The sequence below is a fragment of the Streptomyces sp. NBC_00250 genome, assembly GCF_036192275.1.
Lineage (GTDB): Bacteria > Actinomycetota > Actinomycetes > Streptomycetales > Streptomycetaceae > Streptomyces.
The window spans coordinates 6,175,554-6,198,285 of the sequence record NZ_CP108088.1; the positions used below are offsets into that span (position 1 = coordinate 6,175,554).

Below are 22,732 nucleotides of genomic sequence, written 5' to 3' on the forward strand. Positions count from 1 at the left end.
GGGGCTTTCCCCTGCCGTCAGGCGGCCGCCGCCGCCGCCGCCGCCGCCGCGGCCTCGGCCTGGCGCCGCGCGCCCTCGGCCGCGCGACGCTTGCCGAACCAGGCCGTCCACACGCCCAGGGCGCCGAGCACCCCGTAGATCATGACCGGGCTCAGGGTGACCATAGTCTTCGTCGGCAGCGCGTAGGCGAGGGCGACGCGAACGGCCGCCTCGACCACGTACGCCACGCCCCACACCAGCGTCATCGTGCGCATGGTGGAGCGGAAGCCCTCGTACTGCCACATGCCGTTCCACCAGGCGGTGCTCGCCGGGGTGCCGTCGGTGGCGAACTTGCGGCCGAAGTAGAACATCAGCGGCCGCGGCGCCAGCAGGGTGGCCAGGCAGAGCAGCCCGAACAGGCCCGTCATGCCCGAGTCCTTGATCAGCAACGCGCGGCCGGTGTGCGCGCCGATCAGGGAGACGAGGGCCGTGATCACCAGGAACACCAGGGTCACGACGGCGAACTCGTCGATCTTGCGCCGCCAGGCGACCATGATCGCGCTGTCCAGGACCGGCCAGGCGCTGCCGGCGAGCAGGGCGGCGAACTCGGACCAACCGTGGTCCTCGGTCAGGGTGTTGTACGTGAGGATCGGCGCGACGACGTTGAGCCCGATGGTCAGGACCCAGCCGATCGCCGAGGCGGCCCCGGAGCGGGCCGGCGGCCCGGGTCGTTCGTCGGTCGCTGTGGCCGGTACGGCCGGTGGCCCCTCGTGCGCGGACATGGTTCCCCCTGGGAGCGTCTTCTGGTGCGGTCTGAAGGACGCTAGTCAGGATCCGGACAGGGAACGGAAAAGTCCGAGCCAAATGATCTTCAAAAGGGTGCGGGTCAGGCTCGCAGCGCGCGCTGGGTCAGGGAGATGACCGCCGCGAACGCGTCCTCGATGTCCGTGGTCGACCAGTCGGCGGCGTGCGCGGGGTCGTGGAAACGGTCGGTGGCGTCGAAGACCGCCCGCGCCGTCGTCGCGTAGTCCCGCTCCGGTGCGGCGAACACCCCCTCGCGGTGGCCGTCCTCCACGATGCGGGCGATCTGCTCCACCAGGTGCTCCTCGTGCCGGTGGACCACCGCGCTGTTCTCGCCGATCAGCACCTGGAAGGTGGCCATCAGCTCCGGGTCGCCGCCCGCCTTGCGGCGCTTCAGGGTGAAGAGCTCGGTCAGCCAGCCCGTCAGCCGCTCGTCGGCGGACCCCGACGCCTCGGTGTACGGCCGGAGCGCGACGATCGTCCGTTCGAGCCACCGCTCGGTCACCGCCTCGCGCAGTGCCGCCTTGGTGCGGAAGTGGCGGTAGACGCTGCCGTGACTCACGCCGAGAACCCGGGCCACGTCCACGACGGTCGCCTTCGCCGGCCCGTAGCGCCGCAGCACCTCCTCGGTGGCTTCGAGGATGCGCTCTGCGGTCAGGGTCTCGGTGGCGGCCATGGAATGACAGTACCCGTCAGTCGTCGCCGTCCCGGGGCCGGTCAGTGCTCGCTGTCCAGGTGTGCCATCTGTGCTGCCGGGTACCGCTCGCCGACCGCCGCGCCCGCCGGGACGGCCTTCTCGATCGCGGCCAGGTCGGCGGCGTCGAGCGTGATGTCCAGGGCGCCGAGGGCTTCCGCGAGCCGGTCCCGGCGGCGGGCGCCCACCAGCGGGACGATGTCCGCGCCCTGTCGCCCGGCCTGGGCGAGGACCCAGGCGATCGCGGTCTGCGCGACCGTCACGCCCTTGGCCTCGGCGAGCGCCCGCAGCCGGTCCACCAGGTCCAGGTTCCGCTGGAGGTTCTCGCCCTGGAAGCGCGGACTCATGCCCCGGAAGTCGTTCGCCGCCAGCTCCCGGTCCCGGCTGAAGTGGCCGCTGATCAGTCCGCGCGACAGCACCCCGTACGCCGTGATGCCTATGCCGAGCTCGCGCGCGGTCGGCAGGATCTTCTCCTCGATGGAGCGGGAGATCAGCGAGTACTCGATCTGGAGGTCCGCGATCGGGGCCACGGCCGCCGCCCGGCGCAGGGTGTCCGCGCCGACCTCGGAGAGCCCGATGTGCCGCACGTGCCCCGCCTCGACCAGCTCGGCGATGGCGCCGACGGTCTCCTCGATCGGCACGTCCGGGTCGACGCGGGCGATCCGGTAGATGTCGATGTGGCCGGTGCCCAGGCGCTGGAGCGAGTAGGCCGCGAAGTTCTTCACGGCGGCCGGCCGCCCGTCGTACCCGGTGAAGCCGCCCTCGACCGTGCGGAGCGCGCCGAACTTCACGCTGGTCAGCGCCTGCTCGCGGGCGGCGACGGGCGCGCTCCGCAGCGCCTCGGCGATCAGCAGTTCGTTGTGCCCCATCCCGTAGAAGTCGCCCGTGTCGAGCAGGGTCACCCCCGCGTCCAGGGCGGCGTGGATCGTCGCGATCGACTCGGCGCGGTCGCTCTCGCCGTACAGCGCGGACATGCCCATGCAGCCGAGGCCGAGGGCGGAGACCCGCGGGCCGGTGGTGCCGAGCGGGCGGGTGGGGACGGGCTGCCTGGTGGTGGTCATGGCTGTCTCCTGGGGTTCGGGAGGGGACGGACGGTGTGACACGACAACCATGACATGACCGATGACAGATTTCAATATCTGTCATTCGTTCGGGTGGGGCAGAGAAAACCGAGTGCCGTCGCCAAGGGGCCGGGGTAGCGTCACCGGCATGAATGCGTTCTTCCAGATCTACGAGTGAGAGCCGTCGCCGGCAGAGATCCAGCTCGACCACAGCCCACCTCAGCGACGGGAGAACACCATGTCCAAGAGCCGCAACAACCTCCTGGGCGTCGGAGGACAGCGCAAGAAGCTGTCCCGCGCCGACCAGCACGGCAGCGGTCAGACCCGCACGGCGGCCCAGCGTTCCGCCGACGACCGCAAGCAGGACCTCCTGAAGAAGATGCGCGAGCGCACCCAGGGAGCCGACGCCACCGGGACCACGGCCGGCGCCGACACCACGGGCACCGGCCAGGAGTAGCCGCGGCCACCGCGTGACGAAGGGCCCGAGGCGTTCGCCGCCTCGGGCCCTTCGCCCGTCTCGACCCCCTGTCCGCTACCGCACCGTCCTCGGCAGACGCAGTGCCAGCAGGGCCGTGAACAGCGCCATCGCCAGCTGGAGGAGGACCGTCACCGTCAGGGGCGTGCCCGAGTCGGCCGGGGCGGAGGCGGTGAGGCTCAGGTAGAGGGTGCCCAGGGTGGCGACGCCCAGGGTCAGCGCCGTCTGCTGGGTGGTCACCATCACGCCGCTGCCCACGCCCGCCCGTTCCGCCGGCACCTCGGAGAGCACCACCCGGAAGAGCACCGGGAGCTGGAGGCCCTGCCCGATGCCCGCGATCGCCATGCCCGGAAGCAGGCCGAGCACCGACATGTCCGGCCAGGAGCGCCAGGCGGTCAGGGCGATCAGCCCGAGGCCGAGGGCCTGGAGCAGGGCGCCCGCCACCACCACGCGCGTGCCCCAGCGCCGCACCAGCCGGGGACCCGCGAGCGAGGTCCCGAAGAAGGCCACCGCCATCGGGACGAGCGCCAGGCCCGAGGCGACCGCGCCCAGGCCCAGACCCTGCTGGAGCGCCACCGCGATCACGAACATGAAGCCGCCGAAACCGCCCGACAGCGGCAGGACGAGGAGCAGCCCGCGCCGCAGCGAGACCAGGTCGAGCAGGCTCGGCGGGACCAGCGGGGTGCGGCCCCGGCGGTCCGCCCGCCGCTCCACCCACCAGAAGGCCGCCGCGGCGAACGGTGACACCGCGAGGGAGACCCAGGTCCACAGCGGCCAGCCCGCGGCCCGGCCCTCCGTCAGCGGTGCGAGCAGGGTGATCAGCGCGAGGGCGAGCAGCAGCGTTCCCGCCACGTCCACCGGCGCCGGGCGGTCCGACCGGGTCTCCGGGACCGTACGGACGGCCAGGACGAGGCCCACCACCGCCACCGGCACGTTCACCAGGAACACCGCACGCCAGCCGGAGCCCGCGAGGTCGGCCGCCACGAGCACCCCGCCCAGGATCTGCCCGGTCACCATGGAGAGCCCCGCGGTCGCCCCGTACAGGCTCAGCGCCTTGGCCCGCCGGGCGCCCTCCGTCGAGGAGTGGATGGTCGCGAGGACCTGCGGCAGCATCAGCGCCGCCGCCGCGCCCTGCGCCACCCGCGCCCCGACCAGCGTCCAGGCGTCCGGGGCGACACCGCAGGCGAGCGAGGTGAGGCCGAAGGCCGCCATGCCCGCGAGGAAGAGCCGGCGGCGCCCGAAGAGGTCGCCGAGCCGCCCGCCCAGGACGAGCAGGACGGCGTACGACAGTCCGTAACCGGCCACGATCAGTTCGAGGAGCGCCGGGCCCGCCGCCAGGTCGTGGTCGATGGACGGCAGGGCGACGTTGACGATGAAGAAGTCGATCAGGGGCAGCGCGGCCCCGAGGAGGACGGTGAACAGGCCGAGGGCGCCGAGCGCCGGACGGCTGTCGGGGACGGCCGGGGTGCCGGCTCTGGGAGAAACGGAGGTCGAAGTCACGCATCCGACGATCCGCCGCCTCTCAGCCTGGTACCAGAGTGTCTTTATCCTGGTACAAGCACTACCTGGCGACGGGCTGACCGCCCCGGCACCCTGGGAGCGTGACGACCATGAAGACGGCCGGACCCGGTACGCGACGACACGAACTCGCCGCCTTCCTGCGCAGCCGCCGCGAGCGCATCACCCCCGAGCAGGTCGGCCTGCCCCGGGGGCGCCGCCGCCGCACCCCCGGCCTGCGCCGCGAGGAGGTCGCCCACCTCTCCGCCGTCGGCGTCACCTGGTACACCTGGCTGGAGCAGGCCCGTGACATCCAGGTCTCCCCGCAGGTCCTGGACGCGCTCGCCGCCGCGCTGCTCCTCGACCCGACCGAGCGGAGCCACCTCTTCGCCCTCGCCGGGCAGGCCGACCCGCACCCCGGCGCGCCCTGCCCGGCCGTGACGCCCGCGCTGCGCGCGCTCCTGGAGCAGCTGGAGCCCGTCCCGGCCGCCGTCCAGAACAGCCGCTTCGACTTCCTCGCCCACAACCGGACCTTCGGGCGACTCTTCTGCGACCTGGACGCGCTGCCCCGCGAGGACCGCAACTCCCTGTGGCTCGCCTTCACCGACAACGACTTCCGGGCCGCGGCCACCGACCTTCCGGACCTCCTGCCCATCCTCGCCGGGAAGCTGCGCGCCTCGATGGCCGAGCACCTGGCCGAGCCCGCCTGGAAGGCGCTGGTCCAGCGGCTCGAAGCGGCCTCGCCGGAGTTCCGGGAGATCTGGGCGCGGCACGATGTGGTCGCCCCGGGCGGTCGCACCAAGGTCATCCACAACGCGCACGTGGGCGTGCTCAAGTTCGAGCACACCAACCTCTGGCTCGGCCCGACCGCCGGGCCGCACCTCGTCACCTACGTCCCCGTCGACGACGCGACCCGCGCCGGAGTCCAACGGCTGCTGGACTTCGTCGTACGCGAACAGGAGATCCGTCGGGACGACGAGGCCCTCACCGCCGCCTGAGGCCCGTGCCCGCCCCCGCCCCCACCTGAGGCCCGTCCTCCGTCTCCAGGCACCGTGCCGTCCGTTGCGCCGTACGCCGGGCCCACTTTCCGCTGGTCAACGCGCCGACCGCGAGGACGGCGAGGCCGCAGGCCGTCACGACCCAGTACGCCGGCCTCGCCGCCGCCACGTAGTCGTCCGGGGACATCCCGGCGCCCACGCCCGCCGCGAGCACCGCGCCGACGACCGCCACCCCGAGGGTCTGGCCGACCTGGCGGCTCGTCGAGGCCACCGCCGCCGCCACCCCGGCCTGCGCGCGGGGCATCCCGGAGACGGCGGTGTTGGTGATGGGGGCGTTCACCAGCCCGAAGCCGATGCCGAAGGCCACGTAGCCGGTGAAGAGCAGCGGATCACGGGTCTCAGCCCCGAAGGCGGCGAAGAGCAGCGCCCCCGCCGCCATCGCCGTGCCCGCGAGGAGCAGCGGCAGACGGGGCCCACGCGCGCCCGTGAGCCGCCCCGACAGCGGCGCGAAGACGAAGGTCATGCCCGCCATCGGCAGCATGTACAGGCCGGCGTCCATCGGGGAGAGGCCGCGTACCTCCTGGAGGTACAGGGTGTTCAGGAACAGGAAGCCGCCGAACCCCGCGAAGGCGCAGATCGCGACGACGGTGGCCCCGCTGAACGGCGCGCTGCGGAAGAACCGCAGGTCGATGAGGGGCTCGCGGCGTCTCGGCTCGTACACGAGCAGTCCGACGAGCGCCCCGGCCGCGATCCCCGCGAAGAGCGGGTCGGTCTCGATGATCGCGTACGTCAGCGAGCCGAGGAGGGCCGCCACCAGGAGCTGTCCGACGGGGTCCGGGCGCCGGGGCCGGGGGGCGCGGGACTCGGGGACGTACCGCAGGGTGAGGAGCAGGGCGAGGAGGGCGACCGGCAGGTTGACCCAGAAGATCGCCCGCCAGCCGACCGACTCGACGAGCGCACCGCCCACCAGCGGCCCCAGGGCCAGGGAGATGCCGACGACCGCGCCCCAGACGCCGATGGCACGCGCGCGTGCGGCGGGTTCGGTGAAGGTGTTGGTGATGATCGACATGGCGACCGGGTTGAGCATCGAGCCGCCCACCGCCTGCACGGCGCGGAAGGCGATCAGCGCCTCCAGGTTCGGGGCGAGGGAGCAGAGCAGCGAGCCGAGTGCGAAGACGACGAGGCCGGTGACGAAGACCTTGCGGCGGCCGATGCGGTCGGCGGTGGAGCCCGCGAGCATGAGCAGCGAGGCGAGGACGAGGGTGTACGCGTCGATGACCCACTGCAGACCGGAGACGGAGGCGCCCAGGTCGCGCCGCAGGGAGGGCAGGGCGACGTTCAGGGCGGTGTTGTCCAGGCTGACGATCAGCAGACTCATGCAGCAGATCGCCAGGACGACGAGCTGCCGGCCCCGGGGGAGCTGCGGGCGTGTGAGCTCTGGCATGTTCGGATAGTACGGCTAACTAATGACCGCCGCAGTGCGCGACAATGGCCCAATGACCGCGTTCTCCCCTCTCGCCATCGGGCCGCACATCGTGCAGCCGCCGGTGGTGCTCGCCCCGATGGCCGGCATCACCAACGCCCCCTTCCGTACCCTCTGCCGCGAGTTCAGCGGCGGCAAGGGGCTGTTCGTGAGCGAGATGATCACGACACGCGCCCTGGTCGAGCGCAACGAGAAGACGATGCAGCTCATCCGCTTCGACGCGACCGAGCAGCCGCGCTCGATCCAGCTGTACGGGGTGGACCCCGTGACGGTGGGCAAGGCCGTGCGGATGATCGTCGACGAGGACCTCGCCGACCACATCGACCTGAACTTCGGCTGCCCGGTCCCCAAGGTGACCCGGAAGGGCGGCGGCTCGGCCCTGCCCTACAAGCGGCCGCTGCTGCGCGCGATCCTGAACGAGGCCGTGACCAACGCGGGCGACCTGCCGGTCACGATGAAGATGCGCAAGGGCATCGACGACGACCACATCACGTATCTGGACGCGGGCCGGATCGCGGTGGAGGAGGGCGTCACGGCGATCGCCCTGCACGGGCGGACGGCGGCCCAGCACTACGGCGGCACGGCGGACTGGGACGCGATCGCGCGCCTCAAGGAGCACGTGCCGGAGATCCCGGTCCTCGGCAACGGCGACATCTGGTCCGCCGACGACGCCCTGCGGATGATGCGGGAGACGGGCTGCGACGGCGTGGTCGTCGGGCGCGGCTGCCTGGGGCGGCCGTGGCTCTTCGCGGACCTGGTGGCGGGTTTCGAGGGCACGGGGGCCTATGCGGCTCCCGGGCTGCGGGTGGTCGCGGACGCGATGGTGCGGCACGCGCGGCTGCTCGGGGAGTGGCTCGGCGACGAGGCACGCGGTGTCATCGACTTCCGCAAGCATGTGGCCTGGTACCTGAAGGGCTTCTCGGTGGGCTCCGAGATGCGCAAGAAGCTGGCGATCACCTCTTCCCTCGACGAACTGAGCGCTCAGTTGAGCGAGCTGGACCTGGACCAGTCGTGGCCGGTCGGTGCGGACGGTCCTCGGGGTCGTACGTCCGGAAACAACCGAGTTGTCCTGCCGGACGGCTGGTTGAAGGACCCGTACGACTGCTCCGGCGTGAGCGAGGAAGCCGAGCTGGACACGTCCGGCGGCTGAGATTCGGCCTCGATTCGGCCTTTCCGGGGGAGTGATCCTCGCCACCCTTGAGGGGGGTGGTGCTCAGATGAGCAGGTTACAAACGGCTGCATCGCCTGAAGGGTGGCACGGGGTGCCACCCTTTTTGCGTTCAAGACTTGAACGCAAGTGCTCGTATGCGCGCTCATGTGAGCGACTTCCCTCTGGTTTGGGTCATGTCGTCTTCGGGGTCTGAAACCGGAAGCTACTTCTCGGTTACTTTCGAAGTGCTGGCGGACGGGTGGTTAAGGCCACGTGACCGCTAGGCGTACCTCCCCAGAAGCCTTCGATCTGGGTATGTTCCTCGCCGTCAGGGCAGCCAACCGAGTCATCGAGGAGTCGGGACCCGTGTCGGAAAACAATGATCAGAAGTTCGTGTACGACTTCACCGAGGGCAACAGGGACCTGAAGGACCTGCTCGGTGGCAAGGGCGCGAACCTCGCCGAGATGACCAACCTCGGCCTCCCGGTCCCTCCCGGCTTCACGATCACCACCGAAGCGTGCAAGGTCTACCTCGAGAGCGGCTCGGAGCCGGTCGAGCTCCGCGACGAGGTGAGTGCTCACCTCGACGCCCTTGAGCAGCAGATGGGCAAGAAGCTCGGGCAGGCGGACGACCCGCTGCTCGTCTCCGTCCGCTCCGGAGCGAAGTTCTCCATGCCGGGCATGATGGACACGGTCCTCAACATCGGCCTCTCCGACGAGTCCGTCGTCGGCCTCGCCCGCCAGGCCGACAACGAGCGCTTCGCGTGGGACTCGTACCGCCGTCTCATCCAGATGTTCGGCAAGACCGTCCTCGGCGTCGAGGGCGAGCTCTTCGAGGACGCGCTGGACGAGGCGAAGGCCTCGAAGAAGGTCGCGAGCGACACCGACCTCGACGCCGCCGACCTGAAGAAGGTCGTCGAGCACTTCAAGAAGATCGTGAAGGCCGAGACCGGCCGCGACTTCCCCCAGGACCCGCGTGAGCAGATGGACCTCGCCATCGAGGCCGTCTTCAACTCCTGGAACACCGACCGCGCGAAGCTGTACCGCCGCCAGGAGCGCATCCCGGGCGACCTCGGCACCGCCGTCAACGTCTGCTCGATGGTCTTCGGCAACCTCGGCCCGGACTCCGGCACCGGCGTCGCCTTCACCCGCGACCCCGCCTCCGGTCACGCCGGCGTCTACGGCGACTACCTGCAGAACGCGCAGGGCGAGGACGTCGTCGCCGGTATCCGCAACACCGTGCCGCTGGCCGACCTCGAGTCGATCGACAAGACGTCGTACGACCAGCTCATGCACATCATGAACACGCTGGAGACCCACTACAAGGATCTCTGCGACATCGAGTTCACCATCGAGCGCGGCCAGCTCTGGATGCTCCAGACCCGCGTCGGCAAGCGCACCGCCGGTGCCGCCTTCCGCATCGCCACGCAGCTCGTGGACCAGGGCCTGATCGACGAGGCCGAGGCGCTCCAGCGCGTCACCGGCGCGCAGCTCGCCCAGCTGATGTTCCCCAAGTTCGACGAGGACGCGAAGGTCGAGCAGATCGGGCGCGGCATCGCAGCCTCCCCGGGCGCGGCCGTCGGCAAGGCCGTCTTCGACTCGTACACCGCCGTCAAGTGGTCCCGCTCGGGCGAGAAGGTCATCCTGATCCGCCGCGAGACCAACCCGGACGACCTGGACGGCATGATCGCCGCCGAGGGCATCCTCACCTCCCGCGGTGGCAAGACCTCGCACGCCGCCGTCGTCGCCCGCGGCATGGGCAAGACCTGTGTCTGCGGCGCCGAAGAGCTCGAGGTCGACACCAAGCGCCGCCGGATGACCACCTCCGACGGCCAGGTCGTCGAGGAGGGCGACGTCGTCTCCATCGACGGCTCCACCGGCAAGGTCTACCTCGGTGAGGTACCCGTCGTACCGTCCCCGGTCGTCGAGTACTTCGAGGGCCGCATGCACGCCGGCGCCGACGACGCCGACGAGCTCGTCGCCGCCGTGCACCGGATCATGGCCTACGCCGACCGCGTCCGCCGGCTGCGCGTCCGCGCCAACGCCGACAACGCGGAGGACGCCAACCGCGCCCGCCGCTTCGGCGCCCAGGGCATCGGCCTCTGCCGCACCGAGCACATGTTCCTCGGCGAGCGCCGCCAGTTCGTCGAGCGGCTGATCCTGGCCGACACCGACGTCGAGCGCGACGACGCCCTGGAAGCCCTCCTGCCGCTGCAGAAGACCGACTTCGTCGAGCTCTTCGAGGCCATGGACGGGCTGCCCGTCACGGTCCGGCTGCTCGACCCGCCGCTGCACGAGTTCCTGCCCGACATCACCGAGCTGTCGGTGCGCGTCGCCCTCGCCGAGTCCCGCAAGGAGCCGCACGAGAACGACCTGCGCCTGCTGCAGGCCGTGCACCGGCTGCACGAGCAGAACCCGATGCTGGGTCTGCGCGGTGTCCGCCTCGGCCTGGTCATCCCCGGCCTGTTCACCATGCAGGTCCGCGCGATCGCCGAGGCCGCGGCCCAGCGCATCGACGCCAAGGGCGACCCGCGCGTCGAGATCATGATCCCGCTCGTCGGCACCGTCCAGGAGCTGGAGATCGTCCGCGAGGAGGCCGAGACGGTCATCGCCGAGGTCCAGGCCCGGACCGGCGTCGAGCTGAAGCTCGCGCTCGGCACCATGATCGAGCTGCCGCGCGCCGCCGTGACCGCCGGTCAGATCGCCGAGGCCGCCGAGTTCTTCTCCTTCGGCACCAACGACCTGACCCAGACGGTGTGGGGCTTCTCCCGCGACGACGTGGAGGCCTCGTTCTTCACCGCGTACCTGGAGAAGGGCATCTTCGGCGTCAGCCCCTTCGAGACCATCGACAAGGACGGTGTCGGCGCCCTCGTGCGCAGCGCCGTCCAGGCCGGCCGCGCCACCCGCCCCGACATCAAGCTCGGTGTCTGCGGCGAGCACGGCGGCGACCCGGAGTCGGTGCACTTCTTCCACGAGGTCGGTCTCGACTACGTCTCCTGCTCGCCCTTCCGGATCCCGGTGGCGCGTCTGGAGGCCGGCCGCGCGGCGGCCGAGTCCAAGGGCAGCGACAGCCGCTGAGTCCTGCTGAACGGGGGGTCAGGAGCGGCGGTCGGGCCCTCCTGAACCCCCGTTCAGCAGCGGGAATCACGGAACCACCCCGGTACCACCGGGGTCGTCGTCGGTCATCTCTCCACCCTCACCGACGGGCGGCGGCTCCGGAATCACAGAGACGGGACGGACACCTTTGTGCGGAGGTGTCCGTCCCGTCGTTTGTTTGTTGAGCGGATGTGAGTAGTTGTTCAATTGCGCCTGATTGAATTATTGGCCATTGAACTTCTTCGCTTCCTCACCGCAAAGAATGGTGCGGGCGCGACCTCCGGATCCCCACCCGGAGGCCGCGCCCTTTACCGATGCCGGGCAGGTGAGCCGCAACCTCGCCGACCGCCGCCGGACGGGCAAAGCCCCCCACGGTCTTCACCACGTCACCTCGGTCCTGAAGGTTTCCTGCCCGACCCGTACAGCTTTTCGGTTCCGCCCCGATTGCCGCGATGCTTTTCAACTGTGGCTGAAACACCCTGGTAACGTGCTGTGATGCTGTGCATACTCGTCGTCGGGGGTGGTTGCGAGTGCACAGGTGGGGACGTCATGCTGCGGATTCATTTCACCGGAAACGACTTGGCGGGGGTGCGGACCGCCGCCCGGCCCGATGTTCTGTGGGAAACGATTCTGAGTTTTCACCGTTTAAGGGACCGGCGCGGCCCCGTCGTCTTCGGAGAATGGCGCTCCGAAACCCGGATGCGGCTCGGCGGTGAGACCCGTCTCCTCGCGGCTCTCGTCCCCAGCCGCGGCTATTTTCCCGACTTCCTGACGCCTCCGGAGGGCGTCCACGGGCTCGACGAGGGCCTCCAGGCGATCCGTGCCACCGACGCCGGCCGACTGCGCGGCGAGCTCTCGCTGCTCGCCGCCGACCGGTCCGGCGGGCGGACCGTACCCCATTCGCTGCGTGCCCTCGCCGACGGCGGCGCGGAGCCCTTCGACCGGCTCGTGGGGGCGCTGCGGAGCTATCACCGGGCCGCCGTGGAGCCGTACTGGCCGCACATCCGGGCCCGCGTCGAGGCCGACCGGGCCCGCCGCGGCCGGGCGCTCCTGGACGGCGGCGCCGACGAGCTCCTCGCCTCGCTGCCGCCGATGCTGCGCTGGCGCGCGCCCGTCCTGGAGGCCGACTACCCGGTCGACCGGGACGTCCACCTCGACGGGCGGGGACTGCTGCTGCAGCCCTCGTACTTCTGCCGGGGGACCCCCGTCGTGCTGCGCGATCCCGCGCTGCCGCCGGTCCTCGTCTACCCGGTCACCCACGGCGAGGCGCCGACCGTCCGCGCGCCCGGCGGCTCCTCGCTCGCCAAGCTGGTCGGCCAGACCCGCTCGGCCGTCCTGCACGCCATCGGCGACGGCGGTACGACGAGCGAACTCGCCCGCCGGGCCGGGGTGTCGCTCGCCTCGGCGAGCCAGCACGCGGGCGTCCTGCGCGAGGCCGGGCTCATCGCGACCCTGCGCCACGGCAACGCGGTCCTGCACACACTGACGCCGTTGGGCGCCGCCCTGCTCGGCGGCGCCCAACGGACGGTGGATCTGCGGGTCTACGCGCGAAACGGGCCCGCCGCGTCGTAGGTCCGGCGCGAAACGGGGCCGCGCGGCACGGGTCCGCGCGAAACGGGCCCGCGCCGCGCCGTGGGTGTCACGCGCGGAACGGGCCCGTCGCGTCGTGGCCGTCAGTCGCGGAAGGGCCCGTCGCCGGGCGGCCGTCAGGTGCGGAACGGGCCCGTCACCTCGTAGGTGATGCCGCCGGAGGAACTGCCGCTGGTGCCCCGCTGGCTGGAGAAGTACAGCCGCGTGCCGTCGGGGGAGAAGGCGGGGCCGGTGATCTCCGAGGAGGACTGACCGCTGACCCGCAGGAACGGGGCGACGACGTCGTCCGGGGTGATCACGCAGATCTCCAGGTTGCCGCCGTCCTCGGCGACGAACAGGTCACCGGAGGAGGTGCCGGTGACGTTGTCGACACCCGTGAGCGGGGCGCCGCCGCCGACGACGAGCGAGTCGTCGTAGGCCAGCTCGTACGTGCCGGAGGCCAGGTTGACCTGCCAGACGCGGTTGTCGCCCTTGGTGGTGAACCAGACGGTGTCGTTCGCGTAGTAGCAGCCCTCGCCGCCGGTGAAGCGCTTGGCGCCGGAGACCTGGTTGCGGGTGGTGGTCGGGGAGCCGTCCGGGTCCGGCACGTTCTGCCAGGTGAAGGTGCCGGAGGTGGCGGTGGAGGCCTTGAAGACCTGGAGGGTGCCGGAGGAGAGGTTGCCCCAGGTGGTGGGGATGAAGCGGTAGAAGCAGCCGTCCGTCTCGTCCTCGGTCAGGTAGATCACCTTGCGGACCGGGTCGGCGGCGGCGGCCTCGTGCTTGAAGCGGCCCATGGCGTCGCGGCGGTAGGCGGTGCCGCCCCACGGGTTCGACTCGTAGACGTAGCCGAGGGACACCTCCTCGCAGGAGAGCCAGGTGTTCCACGGGGTGGCGCCGCCGGCACAGTTCTGCCGGGTGCCGGAGAGGATGCGGTACGCGCCGGTGATCGTGCCGGACGCATCGAACTTCACCGCGCTCGCGCCGCCGCTCGGGTTGATCTCCGAGTTCGACACGTAGATCCAGCCCGTGCCGTCGACGAAGCAGGCGCCGCCGTCGGGGGCGTTGTGCCAGGTGTACGAGGTGCCCGGGACCGACTGGCCGGACCGGGCGATCACCCGGCTGGTGAACCCGGCGGGCAGCAGGATGCCGTTGGCGTCCGCCGCGCCGAGTGCTCCGTACGGGCCCGCGCCCGGCTGGGCGGGGGCGGCGAAGGCCGCGCCGTGCCACAGGCTGCCGCCGAAGGCGGCGGCCGACGTGCCGATGACCGCTCCACGCAGGAAACTGCGTCGCTCCACGTCTCACTCCTGAGAAGGGTGGTGAACCGCCCCGCCACGCCGGTCGGGCGACGGGGTCGCGCGCTTCCGGAACCTAGGAGTACGGAATTGACTGTGCATCAACAAGCGGTGAAGGGGAAGCGGCGGCTACCCGGCGGGGCGTCGAGGTCGGTGCCGGGGGCGGACTTCGGGCCATGGCGGTCCCCGCACACCTGCTCGATCCGGTACGCCTGCTCGCCTGCTCGCCTGCCCGCCTGCCCGCCTGCCCGCCTGCCCGGCGGCCTGGCGGCCCGGCGGCCCGGAGGCCGGAGGCGGGGACCTTCGGCACTTGGGCGTCGACCGCCGGGACGGGACAATGGACCCATGAGCGCCAGCCGGGACATCCGTGATCGTGACGACCTCGACGTGTTGCTGCGCCGTTTCTACTCCGCCGCCTTCGCCGACCCGCTCATCGGGCCCTTCTTCACCGAGATCGCCGGGACCGACCTGGAGGCCCATCTGCCGCGCATCACCGACTTCTGGGAGCGCGCCCTCCTCCGTACCGCCGACTACGGGCGCGACGCCTTCGCCCCGCACGCCGCGCTCCACTCCGCCCGGCCCCTCACCGCCGCCCACTTCGGGCGCTGGGTGCAGCTCTGGCACGCCTGCGTCGACGGCCTCCACACCGGGCCCCGGGCCGAGCGGGCCAAGGCGCAGGGCGAGCGGATCGCGCTCGCCCTGCTGCGGCGGCTCGCCGGGCCCGGGGCGGACACGGCGGGCTCCGGCGGCGGGTTCGTACCCTTGGCGGCCCTTGAGCTGCGGTCGGTGGCCTGAGCGCGAAAAATCTTCGGGAGAGCGATGAGTTACGGGCGGGACGCCCGTCTTACCTCTCGAAAGCGCCGGAACGCACCCAGCGGGCCGGCCGGCCGAAGGAAGAGAGCGCATCATGGCCCCGCAGATGATCTTCGTGAACCTGCCCGTCAAGAGTGTCGACGCCAGCAAGGCCTTCTTCGAGAAGCTCGGGTTCTCCAGCAATCCGCAGTTCAGCGACGAGACCACCGCCTGTGTGGTCTTCAGCGACACGATCTTCGCGATGCTGCTCGAAGAGCCCAAGTTCACGTCGTTCATGGCGCCCGGCAAGGAGATCTCCGACGCGACCAAGACCACCGAGGTCCTGGTCACCCTCAGCGCCGAGAGCCGTGAGAAGTGCGACGAGCTGGCCGACGCCGCCCTCGCCGCCGGCGGCACCCCGGCCAAGGAGCCGATGAACCTCGGCTTCATGTACGGCCGCTCCTTCGCCGACCTGGACGGCCACCAGTGGGAGGTCTTCTGGATGGACCCGGCGGCCGCCCAGGGCTGAGCCCGGCGCCCTGCGTCAGGCGGAGACGCCGCCGTCGATCACCAGGTCCGTGCCGACGGCGGAGCCGGCCGCGTCCGACGCGAGGTACAGCACGGCCGCCGCCACCTCGGCGGCGGAGGAGATCCGGCCCAGCGGCGACTCCTGCTTCATCCGGACCTCCCGCTCGGCCTCCGTCTCGCCGGGCCGCAGCGACATCGACGACTCCGAGGCGCCGGGGCTGACCGCGTTGATCCGGACCCCGTCGGCGATGTGGTCGAGGGCCGCGGCCCTGGTCAGCGCCGAGACGGCCGCCTTCGAGACCTGGTAGCCGAAGACTCCGGGGATCCGGACGTGCGGGCCCAGGTTCGACGCGATGTTCACGATCGCCCCGCCGCCGTGCGCCCGCATGTGCGCCACCTCGGCCTGCAGGGCGTGCAGCACCCCCGTGACGTTGATGTCGAGCAGCGTCTGCCAGTCGTCCAGGGGGAAGTCGGCGGCGCTGTGGCCGCCCCGGAAGACCCCCGCGTTGTTCACGGCCACGTCGAGACCGCCGAAGACCTCGACCGTACGCCGGACCAGCTCCCGTACGGACCCGGCGCTGGCGACGTCGGCGGTGACGGCCGCGGCGGTGCCCCCGGCGGCCTCGATCAGGCCGACCGTCCCCGCGAGGGGCTCGGCGGTACGGCCGGCGACGACGACCTTCGCGCCCTCGGCGGCGAAGGCGAGCGCGATGGCCCGGCCGAGCCCGGAACCGGCCCCGGTGACGAGGACGACGCGGTCGGTGAAGCGTGCGGTCATGTCGGTCAACTCCCGTGTGTTCGCTTTTACTTGGCTTGCTGTGCCTGCTGTGCCTGCTGTGCCTGCTGTGCTTGCTGTGCTTGCTGTGCTCACCGGGCTTGCTCGGTGCGGATCGTGGTGGCGGCGAGTGCCGCGAACAGGACGGCGGCCGCCGCGAGTGACACCGCGTCCCCGCCGAGGGTGAGCAGCGCGGCGAAGACCACGGTCGGGCCGAGCTCCATCGCCGTGTTCAGGACGCCGCCCGCCAGACCCGCCCGGTGCGCCGGGACGCCCTCGGTGGCCAGGACGGCGGCGGCCGCGAAGGACAGCGCGCCGCCGGCCGGCAGCAGGAGCAGGCCGGGGAGCAGCCCGTACGCGTACGGGACGGAGGTGTCGAAGCCGGTCGCGGCGAGCAGTCCGAGCCCGGCCGCCGCCGTCGCGAGCCCGGCCGCGGTCACGCGCCGGGGGCCGTATCGCCCGATCAGCGGGCCCGCGAGCCGTCCCGAGCCGAGCAGGGCGACGGCGAAGGGCGCGAACGCGGCGGAGGCCGCCGGTGCGTTCCAGCCGCGCTGCTGCTGGAAGGAGAGCGAGAGCAGCACGAAGACGGTCGCCGTGCCGGCCGCCGTGAGGCCGATCGCCGCCAGGCCCAGGGCCCGCCGGCCGTCGCGCAGGAAGTCCGGCGGCAGGAGCGGGTCGGCGGTGCGTCGCTCCACGGCCCCGAACGCGGCCAGGAGGACGAGCCCGGCGAGGAGGGGTGCGAGGACCGGGGCGGAGCCCCAGGGGTGGGCGTCGGTGAGGACGAGCCCGTAACTGGCGAGCGTGATCCCGGCGGTGGCGAGCAGAGCGCCGGGGAGGTCGAGGGACCGGCTCTTCGTGGCCTTCCCGGTCGGCCTGCCGGGTTCGGCTCCGGGCAGCACGCGCGGCGCGAGGAGCAGGGCCACGAGGGTCACCGCCACCGGGACCGCGAACGTGCCGCGCCAGGACGTGGCCCCCGCGATCACCCCCGAGAGCAGGTTCCCCGCCGTCGCGCCGAGCACGGAGAGCCCGCCCCAGGTGGCCATCGCCCTGCCGTACGCGGCCGGTTCGGGGAACAGGGACCGGAGCAGCGCCATCGCCGCGGGGGCGACGAGCGCCGCGCCCACGCCCTGCCCGAACCGGGTGGCGAGCAGCGTCTCGTACCCGGTGGTGAGCGGCGCGAGGGCGGAGGCGGCGCCGAAGAGCAGCAGTCCGGTGGTGAGGATCCGGCGCCCGCCGAAGCGGTCCGCGAGGCGTCCGCCGAAGAGGAGCAGTCCGGCGAAAGTCAGCCCGTAGGCGGCGCTCAGCAGGATCAACTGGGGGCGGTCGAGCCGGAATTCGGCGCCGATGCGGGGGAGGGGCACGGCGAGTGAGGCGAGCGTGAAGATGAGCGTCATCTGTACGGCCCCGAGGAGCGCGAAGCCGCGCCGGGACGGTGGCCCCGTCTCCGCCGGTCGTTCGGCGACCGCCTCTGTCACGTGAAGTGTCCCCACGACCCATCCCCCTGTACTTGACCGTACATTCCATAATTATCGCCGAGGAATGGGCGCCCCCCGTGGGCGCCCATTCCTCAGTCCAGCAGGCCCAGCGCCTGTTCCGCCGCGTCCCTGACCCTGGCCGGGTCGCTCGACGCCTTGCCGACCACCCGGATCCCCTGGAGCAGGACCAGGAGCATCCGCGCCAGGGCCCGCGGGTCCCGGTCGGCCGGGAGCTCGCCCCCGGCGCGGGCCCGGGTGAGCGCCGCGTACAGGAGCGTCTCGACCTGCTCCCAGCTGAGCTCGACCCGGCGGGCCACCGCCGTGTCGTGCGGACCCAGTTCCGCCGCCGAGTTGGTGACGAAACAGCCGTTCAGGCGCTCCCCGTCGGCCGACGCCTCGGCGGCGAACCGCCGTACGAGCGTGCGGACGGCCGGCAGGGCCGGGCCCGGCGCCGACAGCTCCTCGACGAGCCGCGGATCGCGGGTCTCCAGGTAGCGGTCCATCGCCTTCAGGTACAGATCGTGCTTGTTCCCGAAGGTCGCGTAGATGCTGGCCCGGCCGACGCCGAGGCGCTCCACGAGGTCCGACATCGTCGTCGCCTCGTAGCCGCGCGCCCAGAACAGTTCGAGCGCGGCCTGGAGCGCGGCGTCGGGATCGAATTCCTTGGTCCTGGCCACAGAGAGACCGTACGACTGTCTGGAACGATCGGTCAAGTTAGTTCAGGCGTACCGGGAACACCGTCACCGTCACCTCGTCGTCGTCCAGGCACCGGCCCGTCTCCAGGTCGAAGCGCTGCTTCAGGAGCGGCGAGGCCACGAACGGCCGCCCGTCCGCCGATCCGACCAGCCCCCGGGAGAGCACCTGCGCCCCCGAGAACGGGTCGCGGTTGTCGATCGCGTACACGCGGCCCGACCGGTCCCGGAAGACCGCCACCTGCCGGCCGTCCGGCAGCAGTGCCGCCACGCCCCGGCCCGGGGTCAGCCGGGCCTCCTCGCAGACCGCCACCCAGGAGTCGGGGGAGGGGGAGATTTCGAGCGTCGTCGTGAGAGTCGTGGTCGTGAGGGTCGTCATCGGGAGGAAGCCCCTTCCAGCGTGCTGTTCGTCCTGCCGAGCGTCAGGATCGTCAGGTCCGGCTTGATCTGGTCGCGCTCCGGCACGAAGCGGACCGAGGGGTCCGGTGCCTCCGGCGCGTTCACGAAGGAGACGAAGCGCCGCAGCCGCTCCGGGTCGTCCAGGGTCTGCGCCCACTCGTCCTGGTAGTCGGCGACGTGCGCCGCCATCAGCGCCTCCAGCTCGTCGCAGAGCCCGAGCGAGTCGTGCACCACCACGTCCTTGAGGTGGTCGAGCCCGCCGTCCAGGCGCTCCAGCCAGGTCGACGTCCGCTCAAGCCGGTCCGCCGTCCGGATGTAGAACATCAGGAACCGGTCGATCAGGCGCACCAGTTCGGCGTCCGACAGGTCCTGCGCGAGCAGATCCGCGTGGCGCGGGGTCGCGCCGCCGTTCCCGCCGACATACAGGTTCCAGCCGTTGGCCGTCGCGATGATCCCGAAGTCCTTCGACTGCGCCTCGGCGCACTCGCGGGCGCAGCCGGAGACCGCCGACTTGAGCTTGTGCGGGGCGCGCAGGCCCCGGTAGCGCAGCTCCAGCTGGATGGCCATCTTCACCGAGTCCTGGACGCCGTACCGGCACCAGGTCTGCCCGACGCAGGACTTGATCGTGCGGAGCGCCTTGCCGTACGCGTGCCCCGACTCGAAGCCCGCGTCGACCAGGCGAGTCCAGATCGCCGGCAGATGGTCCACCCGGGCGCCGAAGAGGTCGATCCGCTGGCCGCCGGTGATCTTCGTGTAGAGGCCGAAGTCGCGGGCCACCTCGCCGATCACGATCAGCTTGTCCGGGGTGATCTCGCCGCCGGGGATGCGCGGTACGACCGAGTAGGAGCCGTTGCGCTGCATGTTGGCGAGGAAGTGGTCGTTGGTGTCCTGGAGGGAGGCCTGCTCGCCGTCCAGGATGTAGCCGTTGTTGAGGGAAGCCAGGATCGAGCCGACGGTCGGCTTGCAGACCTCGCAGCCCTCACCGCCCCGCGCCTCCTCCCGACCGTGCGAGTCGAGCAGCGCGGCGAAGGATGCGATCCGCAGGGTGCGGGCGATCTCGTACAGCTCGCTCCGGTTGTACGAGAAGCAGCCGCAGAGCCCCTTGTCGGCCGGCGCCGGCAGCAGCTTCTCGATGACCTTCACGCAACTGCCGCAGCCCGTACCGGCCTTGGTGCACTTCTTCACCTCGGCGAGCGAGGAGCACTCGCCGATCGCGTGCTTCGTCACGTTGTGGCAGGAGCAGATCACCGCGTCGTCCGGCAGTGCCGAAGGGCCGAGCGCCACCGGCGCGCCCGCGCCCGCCGGAAGGACCAGCTGCTCGGGGGAGACCGGCGGCACGGTGCCGGTGAGCGGGCGGAGCAGGCCGTACTGCTCGGCGTCGCCGACCAGGACACCACCGAGGAGGACGCCCTCGCCGCTGATGACCAGCTTCTTGTAGACGCCCGAGCGGGAGTCGGAGTACACGACGTCGAGGCAGCCCTCGGCCGTGCCGTGTGCGTCGCCGAACGAGGCCACGTCCACGCCGAGCAGCTTCAGCTTCGTCGACATGTCGGCGCCGGTGAAGCCGTCGCCGGCCTCGTCCGCCAGGGTCGCGGCCACCGTCTGCGCCATCTCGTAGCCCGGCGCCACCAGGCCGTACACCCGCCCGTCGGTCGCCAGCGCGCACTCGCCGATCGCGAAGACCGCCGGGTCGGAGGTACGGCACTGCTCGTCGACCGCGATGCCGCCGCGCTCCCCGACGGTCAGTCCGCAGTCGCGGGCCAGCTGGTCCCGGGGCCGTACACCGGCCGAGAACACGACCATGTCCGTGGCCACTTCGGAGCCGTCCGACAGCTTCATGCCCGTCACGGCGCCGTCCGCCGTCACGACCTCCTGCGTGCCCGTCCCGGTGTGGACGGTCAGACCCATCCGCTCGATCGTGCGCAGCAGCGCGGCGCCGCCGCCCTCGTCGACCTGCACCGGCATCAGCCGCGGCGCGAACTCCACGACGTGGGTGTCGAGTCCGAGGCCCTTCAGCGCGCCGGCCGCCTCAAGGCCGAGCAGACCGCCGCCGACGACCGCGCCGGTCGTCGCCGTCTTCGCGTACTCCTCGATCGCGAGCAGGTCCTCGATCGTCCGGTAGACGAAACAGCCGCGGGCGTCCTTGCCGGGCACCGGCGGGACGAAGGGGTACGAGCCGGTGGCGAGGACGAGCGAGTCGTACGCGAAGACCCGCCCGGAGCGGGCGGTGACCGTACGGGCCTCCCGGTCCACCGACTCCGCCGGATCGCCCACGTACAGCTCGATGCCGTGCTTCTCCATGAAGCCCGCCTCGACCATCGAGAGGTCGTCCGGGGTCTTGCCGGCGAAGTACGAGGTCAGCTGGACGCGGTCGTAGGCGGGGCGCGGCTCCTCGCAGAGGACGACGATCCTGGCCCGCTCGGTGACACCGCGGTCGGCGAGCGACTCCAGGAACCGCTGGCCGACCATTCCGTGGCCGACCAGGACGATGGTGGGGGTGGTCATGAGGAGCCTCCGTCGTGGGTGAGCAGGTGCAGCAGGGGGGCCTCGTCGGGCAGGGCTTCGTCGCCCTCCCAGGCCCGGGCGAGCGTGCCGACGGCGGCCAGGTCGCCGAGGAGGACGCCACCGACGAGGCGGTCTCCGCGGACGACGACCTTGCGGTAGGCGCGGCGGGTGGCGTCGGTGAGCTGGACGACGTCGTCGCCGGGTTGCGGGGTGGCCTCGCCGAACGAGGCGAGGTCGAGGGGGGTGGGGCCGCCGAGGGTGAGGCGGGTGAGGGCGCGGGTCCCGGTGTATCGCCCGGCCTCGGGCGTGCCCGCACGAGGGTGGGCGGGGGGCGTCGATTCCGCCGCCAGCAGGTCCACCAGCGCGTCGGCCTGTTCCAGGGCCGGGCCCGCCAGGCCGTAGACGCGGCCCGCGTGTTCCGCGCAGTCGCCCACCGCGTGGATGTACGGGTCCGAGGTGCGGAGCTCGTCGTCGACCACGATGCCCGTGGACACCGCGAGGCCCGCCTCCCTCGCCAGGGCCACCCTCGGGCGTACCCCGCAGGCCAGGACCACGATCTGCGCGTCGAGGACGAAGCCGTCGGCCAGTTCGACCGCCGTCACCTCGCCGTCCCGCTGCCGCAGGCCGCTCACCCGGCACTCGGTGTGCACCTCGACCCCGAGGGACTCGACGTGCTCGTGGAGCAAGGCCGAGGCGTGCGCGTCCAGTTGGCGTTCCATCAGGCGTTCGCCCTGCTGGGTCAGAACCACCTCGGCGCCGAGCGCCGCCAGGGCCCGCGCCGCCGAGACCCCGAGGAGTCCGCCGCCGATGACCACCGCCCGCGTCCCGGGCCGTACCCGGTCGCGCAGCGCCAGGCAGTCGTCGAGCGTACGGAAGGCGTGGACGCCCTCCGGCAGCTCCGCCCCGCGCAGTCCGCGCAGCGGCGGAAGGACCGGGTTGGAGCCGGTGGCCAGGACCAGTCGGTCGTAGCCGACGAGCGAGCCGTCCGCGCATTCCACCGTCCGCGCCGCCCGGTCGATCCGCACCGCCCGCACCCCGAGCCGTGCCGGCTCGCGGGTTCCGGGCAGTGCGATGACCTCGGGGGCGTACCGCCCGGCGAGGACGTCGGCGAGCAGCACCCTGTTGTAGGGGGCGTGCGGCTCCTCGCCGAGGAGGGTGACGGGCAGGCGCTGGGCGAGCCGGGCGCCCGCCGTTCCGCCCCCGACCACCACGATCCGTGTACTCATACCGGGAAGCGTGCGCGGCCGGTGTTACCCGACGGCATCCCGACTGTTTCCCGTACGGAACGCTGATCTCCGTCCCCGGCCCCGACCGCTGTGAGGCCGGGCGGGGCGGCCGTCAGGATTAACCCGTGGTCAGGCTCGGCTCAAGCCAGGCTTAAGGATCGCGGGGACGGAGCTGAGCTGGGGATTCCCGTATACGGGCGGACCTACTGTGCCGGATGTGACCACCGAGGCCAGCCACCCTCTTT

General features: G+C 71.8%; 19 protein-coding genes. 7 read left to right on the forward strand and 12 right to left on the reverse strand.

Features of this window, described 5'->3' with window-relative positions; translation table 11 throughout:
- Positions 1–17: 17 nt before the first annotated feature.
- The 3 genes from OG259_RS27900 to OG259_RS27910 all read right to left on the reverse strand — a co-directional run bounded on the left by OG259_RS27900 (position 18) and on the right by OG259_RS27910 (position 2,535).
- Positions 18–761 carry a VC0807 family protein gene (locus OG259_RS27900; protein ID WP_328944749.1) on the reverse strand — a complete coding sequence of 248 codons (744 nt, stop codon included), beginning with the start codon at positions 759–761 and terminating at the stop codon, positions 18–20.
- Between the two features lie 104 nt (positions 762–865).
- Positions 866–1,456 (reverse strand): TetR family transcriptional regulator, encoded by a 591-nt coding sequence (locus OG259_RS27905; RefSeq protein WP_328944750.1) that lies wholly within the window; start codon positions 1,454–1,456, stop codon positions 866–868.
- A 41-nt stretch (positions 1,457–1,497) separates the two neighbouring features.
- Positions 1,498–2,535, reverse strand: coding sequence for an aldo/keto reductase (locus OG259_RS27910; RefSeq protein WP_328944751.1), 1,038 nt, complete (start codon positions 2,533–2,535; stop codon positions 1,498–1,500).
- A 238-nt stretch (positions 2,536–2,773) separates the two neighbouring features.
- Between OG259_RS27910 and OG259_RS27915 the strand changes: the two genes are divergently transcribed.
- On the forward strand, positions 2,774–2,992 hold the full coding sequence (locus OG259_RS27915) for a DUF6243 family protein (RefSeq protein ID WP_328944752.1): 219 nt from the start codon (positions 2,774–2,776) through the stop codon (positions 2,990–2,992).
- A gap of 75 nt (positions 2,993–3,067) precedes the next feature.
- On the opposite strand, the gene OG259_RS27920 is transcribed toward OG259_RS27915, so the two are convergent.
- Complete coding sequence (locus tag OG259_RS27920) at positions 3,068–4,510, reverse strand: MFS transporter (RefSeq protein ID WP_328944753.1); 1,443 nt, start codon at positions 4,508–4,510, stop codon at positions 3,068–3,070.
- Between the two features lie 110 nt (positions 4,511–4,620).
- Here OG259_RS27920 and OG259_RS27925 point away from each other — a divergent pair, with 110 nt between their 5' ends.
- Positions 4,621–5,505: an MmyB family transcriptional regulator gene (locus OG259_RS27925; RefSeq protein ID WP_328947194.1), complete on the forward strand. Its 885-nt coding sequence runs from the start codon at positions 4,621–4,623 to the stop codon at positions 5,503–5,505.
- Here OG259_RS27925 and OG259_RS27930 read toward each other — a convergent pair.
- Positions 5,492–6,949 (reverse strand): MFS transporter, encoded by a 1,458-nt coding sequence (locus OG259_RS27930; RefSeq protein ID WP_328944754.1) that lies wholly within the window; start codon positions 6,947–6,949, stop codon positions 5,492–5,494. The genes OG259_RS27925 and OG259_RS27930 overlap by 14 nt on opposite strands.
- A 52-nt stretch (positions 6,950–7,001) precedes the next feature.
- Between OG259_RS27930 and dusB the strand changes: the two genes are divergently transcribed.
- From dusB to OG259_RS27945, 3 genes are all read left to right on the forward strand, one after another.
- Entirely contained in the window at positions 7,002–8,138 is a 1,137-nt protein-coding gene (gene dusB, locus OG259_RS27935) for a tRNA dihydrouridine synthase DusB (protein WP_266891669.1), read from the forward strand.
- 366 nt (positions 8,139–8,504) lie between these two features.
- Positions 8,505–11,216 (forward strand): pyruvate, phosphate dikinase, encoded by a 2,712-nt coding sequence (gene ppdK / locus OG259_RS27940; protein ID WP_328944755.1) that lies wholly within the window; start codon positions 8,505–8,507, stop codon positions 11,214–11,216.
- A 567-nt stretch (positions 11,217–11,783) separates the two neighbouring features.
- Positions 11,784–12,806 (forward strand): ArsR/SmtB family transcription factor, encoded by a 1,023-nt coding sequence (locus OG259_RS27945; protein ID WP_328944756.1) that lies wholly within the window; start codon positions 11,784–11,786, stop codon positions 12,804–12,806.
- 134 nt (positions 12,807–12,940) lie between these two features.
- Here the strand turns inward: OG259_RS27945 and OG259_RS27950 are convergent, their stop codons facing one another.
- On the reverse strand, positions 12,941–14,098 hold the full coding sequence (locus tag OG259_RS27950) for an alkaline phosphatase PhoX (RefSeq protein WP_328944757.1): 1,158 nt from the start codon (positions 14,096–14,098) through the stop codon (positions 12,941–12,943).
- A 342-nt stretch (positions 14,099–14,440) separates the two neighbouring features.
- Between OG259_RS27950 and OG259_RS27955 the strand changes: the two genes are divergently transcribed.
- Together OG259_RS27955 and OG259_RS27960 are read left to right on the forward strand one after the other, a co-directional pair.
- Positions 14,441–14,890, forward strand: coding sequence for a group III truncated hemoglobin (locus OG259_RS27955; RefSeq protein ID WP_328944758.1), 450 nt, complete (start codon positions 14,441–14,443; stop codon positions 14,888–14,890).
- A 112-nt stretch (positions 14,891–15,002) separates the two neighbouring features.
- Positions 15,003–15,416, forward strand: coding sequence for a VOC family protein (locus OG259_RS27960; protein WP_328944759.1), 414 nt, complete (start codon positions 15,003–15,005; stop codon positions 15,414–15,416).
- Between the two features lie 15 nt (positions 15,417–15,431).
- Here the strand turns inward: OG259_RS27960 and OG259_RS27965 are convergent, their stop codons facing one another.
- The 6 genes from OG259_RS27965 to OG259_RS27990 all read right to left on the reverse strand — a co-directional run bounded on the left by OG259_RS27965 (position 15,432) and on the right by OG259_RS27990 (position 22,487).
- Positions 15,432–16,193, reverse strand: coding sequence for an SDR family NAD(P)-dependent oxidoreductase (locus tag OG259_RS27965; protein WP_328944760.1), 762 nt, complete (start codon positions 16,191–16,193; stop codon positions 15,432–15,434).
- 89 nt (positions 16,194–16,282) lie between these two features.
- Positions 16,283–17,665, reverse strand: a complete 1,383-nt coding sequence (locus OG259_RS27970; RefSeq protein ID WP_328944761.1) for an MFS transporter — start codon at positions 17,663–17,665, stop codon at positions 16,283–16,285.
- 92 nt (positions 17,666–17,757) lie between these two features.
- Positions 17,758–18,342: a TetR/AcrR family transcriptional regulator gene (locus OG259_RS27975; RefSeq protein ID WP_328944762.1), complete on the reverse strand. Its 585-nt coding sequence runs from the start codon at positions 18,340–18,342 to the stop codon at positions 17,758–17,760.
- 37 nt (positions 18,343–18,379) lie between these two features.
- A complete protein-coding gene (gene nirD / locus OG259_RS27980; RefSeq protein ID WP_266891652.1) occupies positions 18,380–18,736 on the reverse strand; it encodes a nitrite reductase small subunit NirD in 357 nt (118 codons plus the stop codon).
- A complete protein-coding gene (gene nirB / locus OG259_RS27985; RefSeq protein WP_328944763.1) occupies positions 18,733–21,261 on the reverse strand; it encodes a nitrite reductase large subunit NirB in 2,529 nt (842 codons plus the stop codon). The genes nirD and nirB overlap by 4 nt, the downstream gene beginning before the upstream one ends.
- Complete coding sequence (locus tag OG259_RS27990; RefSeq protein WP_328944764.1) at positions 21,258–22,487, reverse strand: NAD(P)/FAD-dependent oxidoreductase; 1,230 nt, start codon at positions 22,485–22,487, stop codon at positions 21,258–21,260. The genes nirB and OG259_RS27990 overlap by 4 nt, the downstream gene beginning before the upstream one ends.
- Positions 22,488–22,732 lie beyond the last annotated feature (245 nt).

Bases quoted from the DNA above. Each gene is read 5' to 3' on its own strand.
- OG259_RS27955 (WP_328944758.1), top strand. From the start codon at position 14,441: ATGAGCGCCAGCCGGGACATCCGTGATCGTGACGACCTCGACGTGTTG.
- nirD (WP_266891652.1), bottom strand. From the start codon at position 18,736: ATGACGACCCTCACGACCACGACTCTCACGACGACGCTCGAAATCTCC.
- OG259_RS27990 (WP_328944764.1), bottom strand. From the start codon at position 22,487: ATGAGTACACGGATCGTGGTGGTCGGGGGCGGAACGGCGGGCGCCCGG.
- OG259_RS27945 (WP_328944756.1), top strand. From the start codon at position 11,784: ATGCTGCGGATTCATTTCACCGGAAACGACTTGGCGGGGGTGCGGACC.
- dusB (WP_266891669.1), top strand. From the start codon at position 7,002: ATGACCGCGTTCTCCCCTCTCGCCATCGGGCCGCACATCGTGCAGCCG.
- nirB (WP_328944763.1), bottom strand. From the start codon at position 21,261: ATGACCACCCCCACCATCGTCCTGGTCGGCCACGGAATGGTCGGCCAG.
- OG259_RS27915 (WP_328944752.1), top strand. From the start codon at position 2,774: ATGTCCAAGAGCCGCAACAACCTCCTGGGCGTCGGAGGACAGCGCAAG.
- OG259_RS27930 (WP_328944754.1), bottom strand. From the start codon at position 6,949: ATGCCAGAGCTCACACGCCCGCAGCTCCCCCGGGGCCGGCAGCTCGTC.
- OG259_RS27925 (WP_328947194.1), top strand. From the start codon at position 4,621: ATGAAGACGGCCGGACCCGGTACGCGACGACACGAACTCGCCGCCTTC.
- OG259_RS27900 (WP_328944749.1), bottom strand. From the start codon at position 761: ATGTCCGCGCACGAGGGGCCACCGGCCGTACCGGCCACAGCGACCGAC.
- OG259_RS27910 (WP_328944751.1), bottom strand. From the start codon at position 2,535: ATGACCACCACCAGGCAGCCCGTCCCCACCCGCCCGCTCGGCACCACC.
- OG259_RS27960 (WP_328944759.1), top strand. From the start codon at position 15,003: ATGGCCCCGCAGATGATCTTCGTGAACCTGCCCGTCAAGAGTGTCGAC.
- OG259_RS27905 (WP_328944750.1), bottom strand. From the start codon at position 1,456: ATGGCCGCCACCGAGACCCTGACCGCAGAGCGCATCCTCGAAGCCACC.
- OG259_RS27965 (WP_328944760.1), bottom strand. From the start codon at position 16,193: ATGACCGCACGCTTCACCGACCGCGTCGTCCTCGTCACCGGGGCCGGT.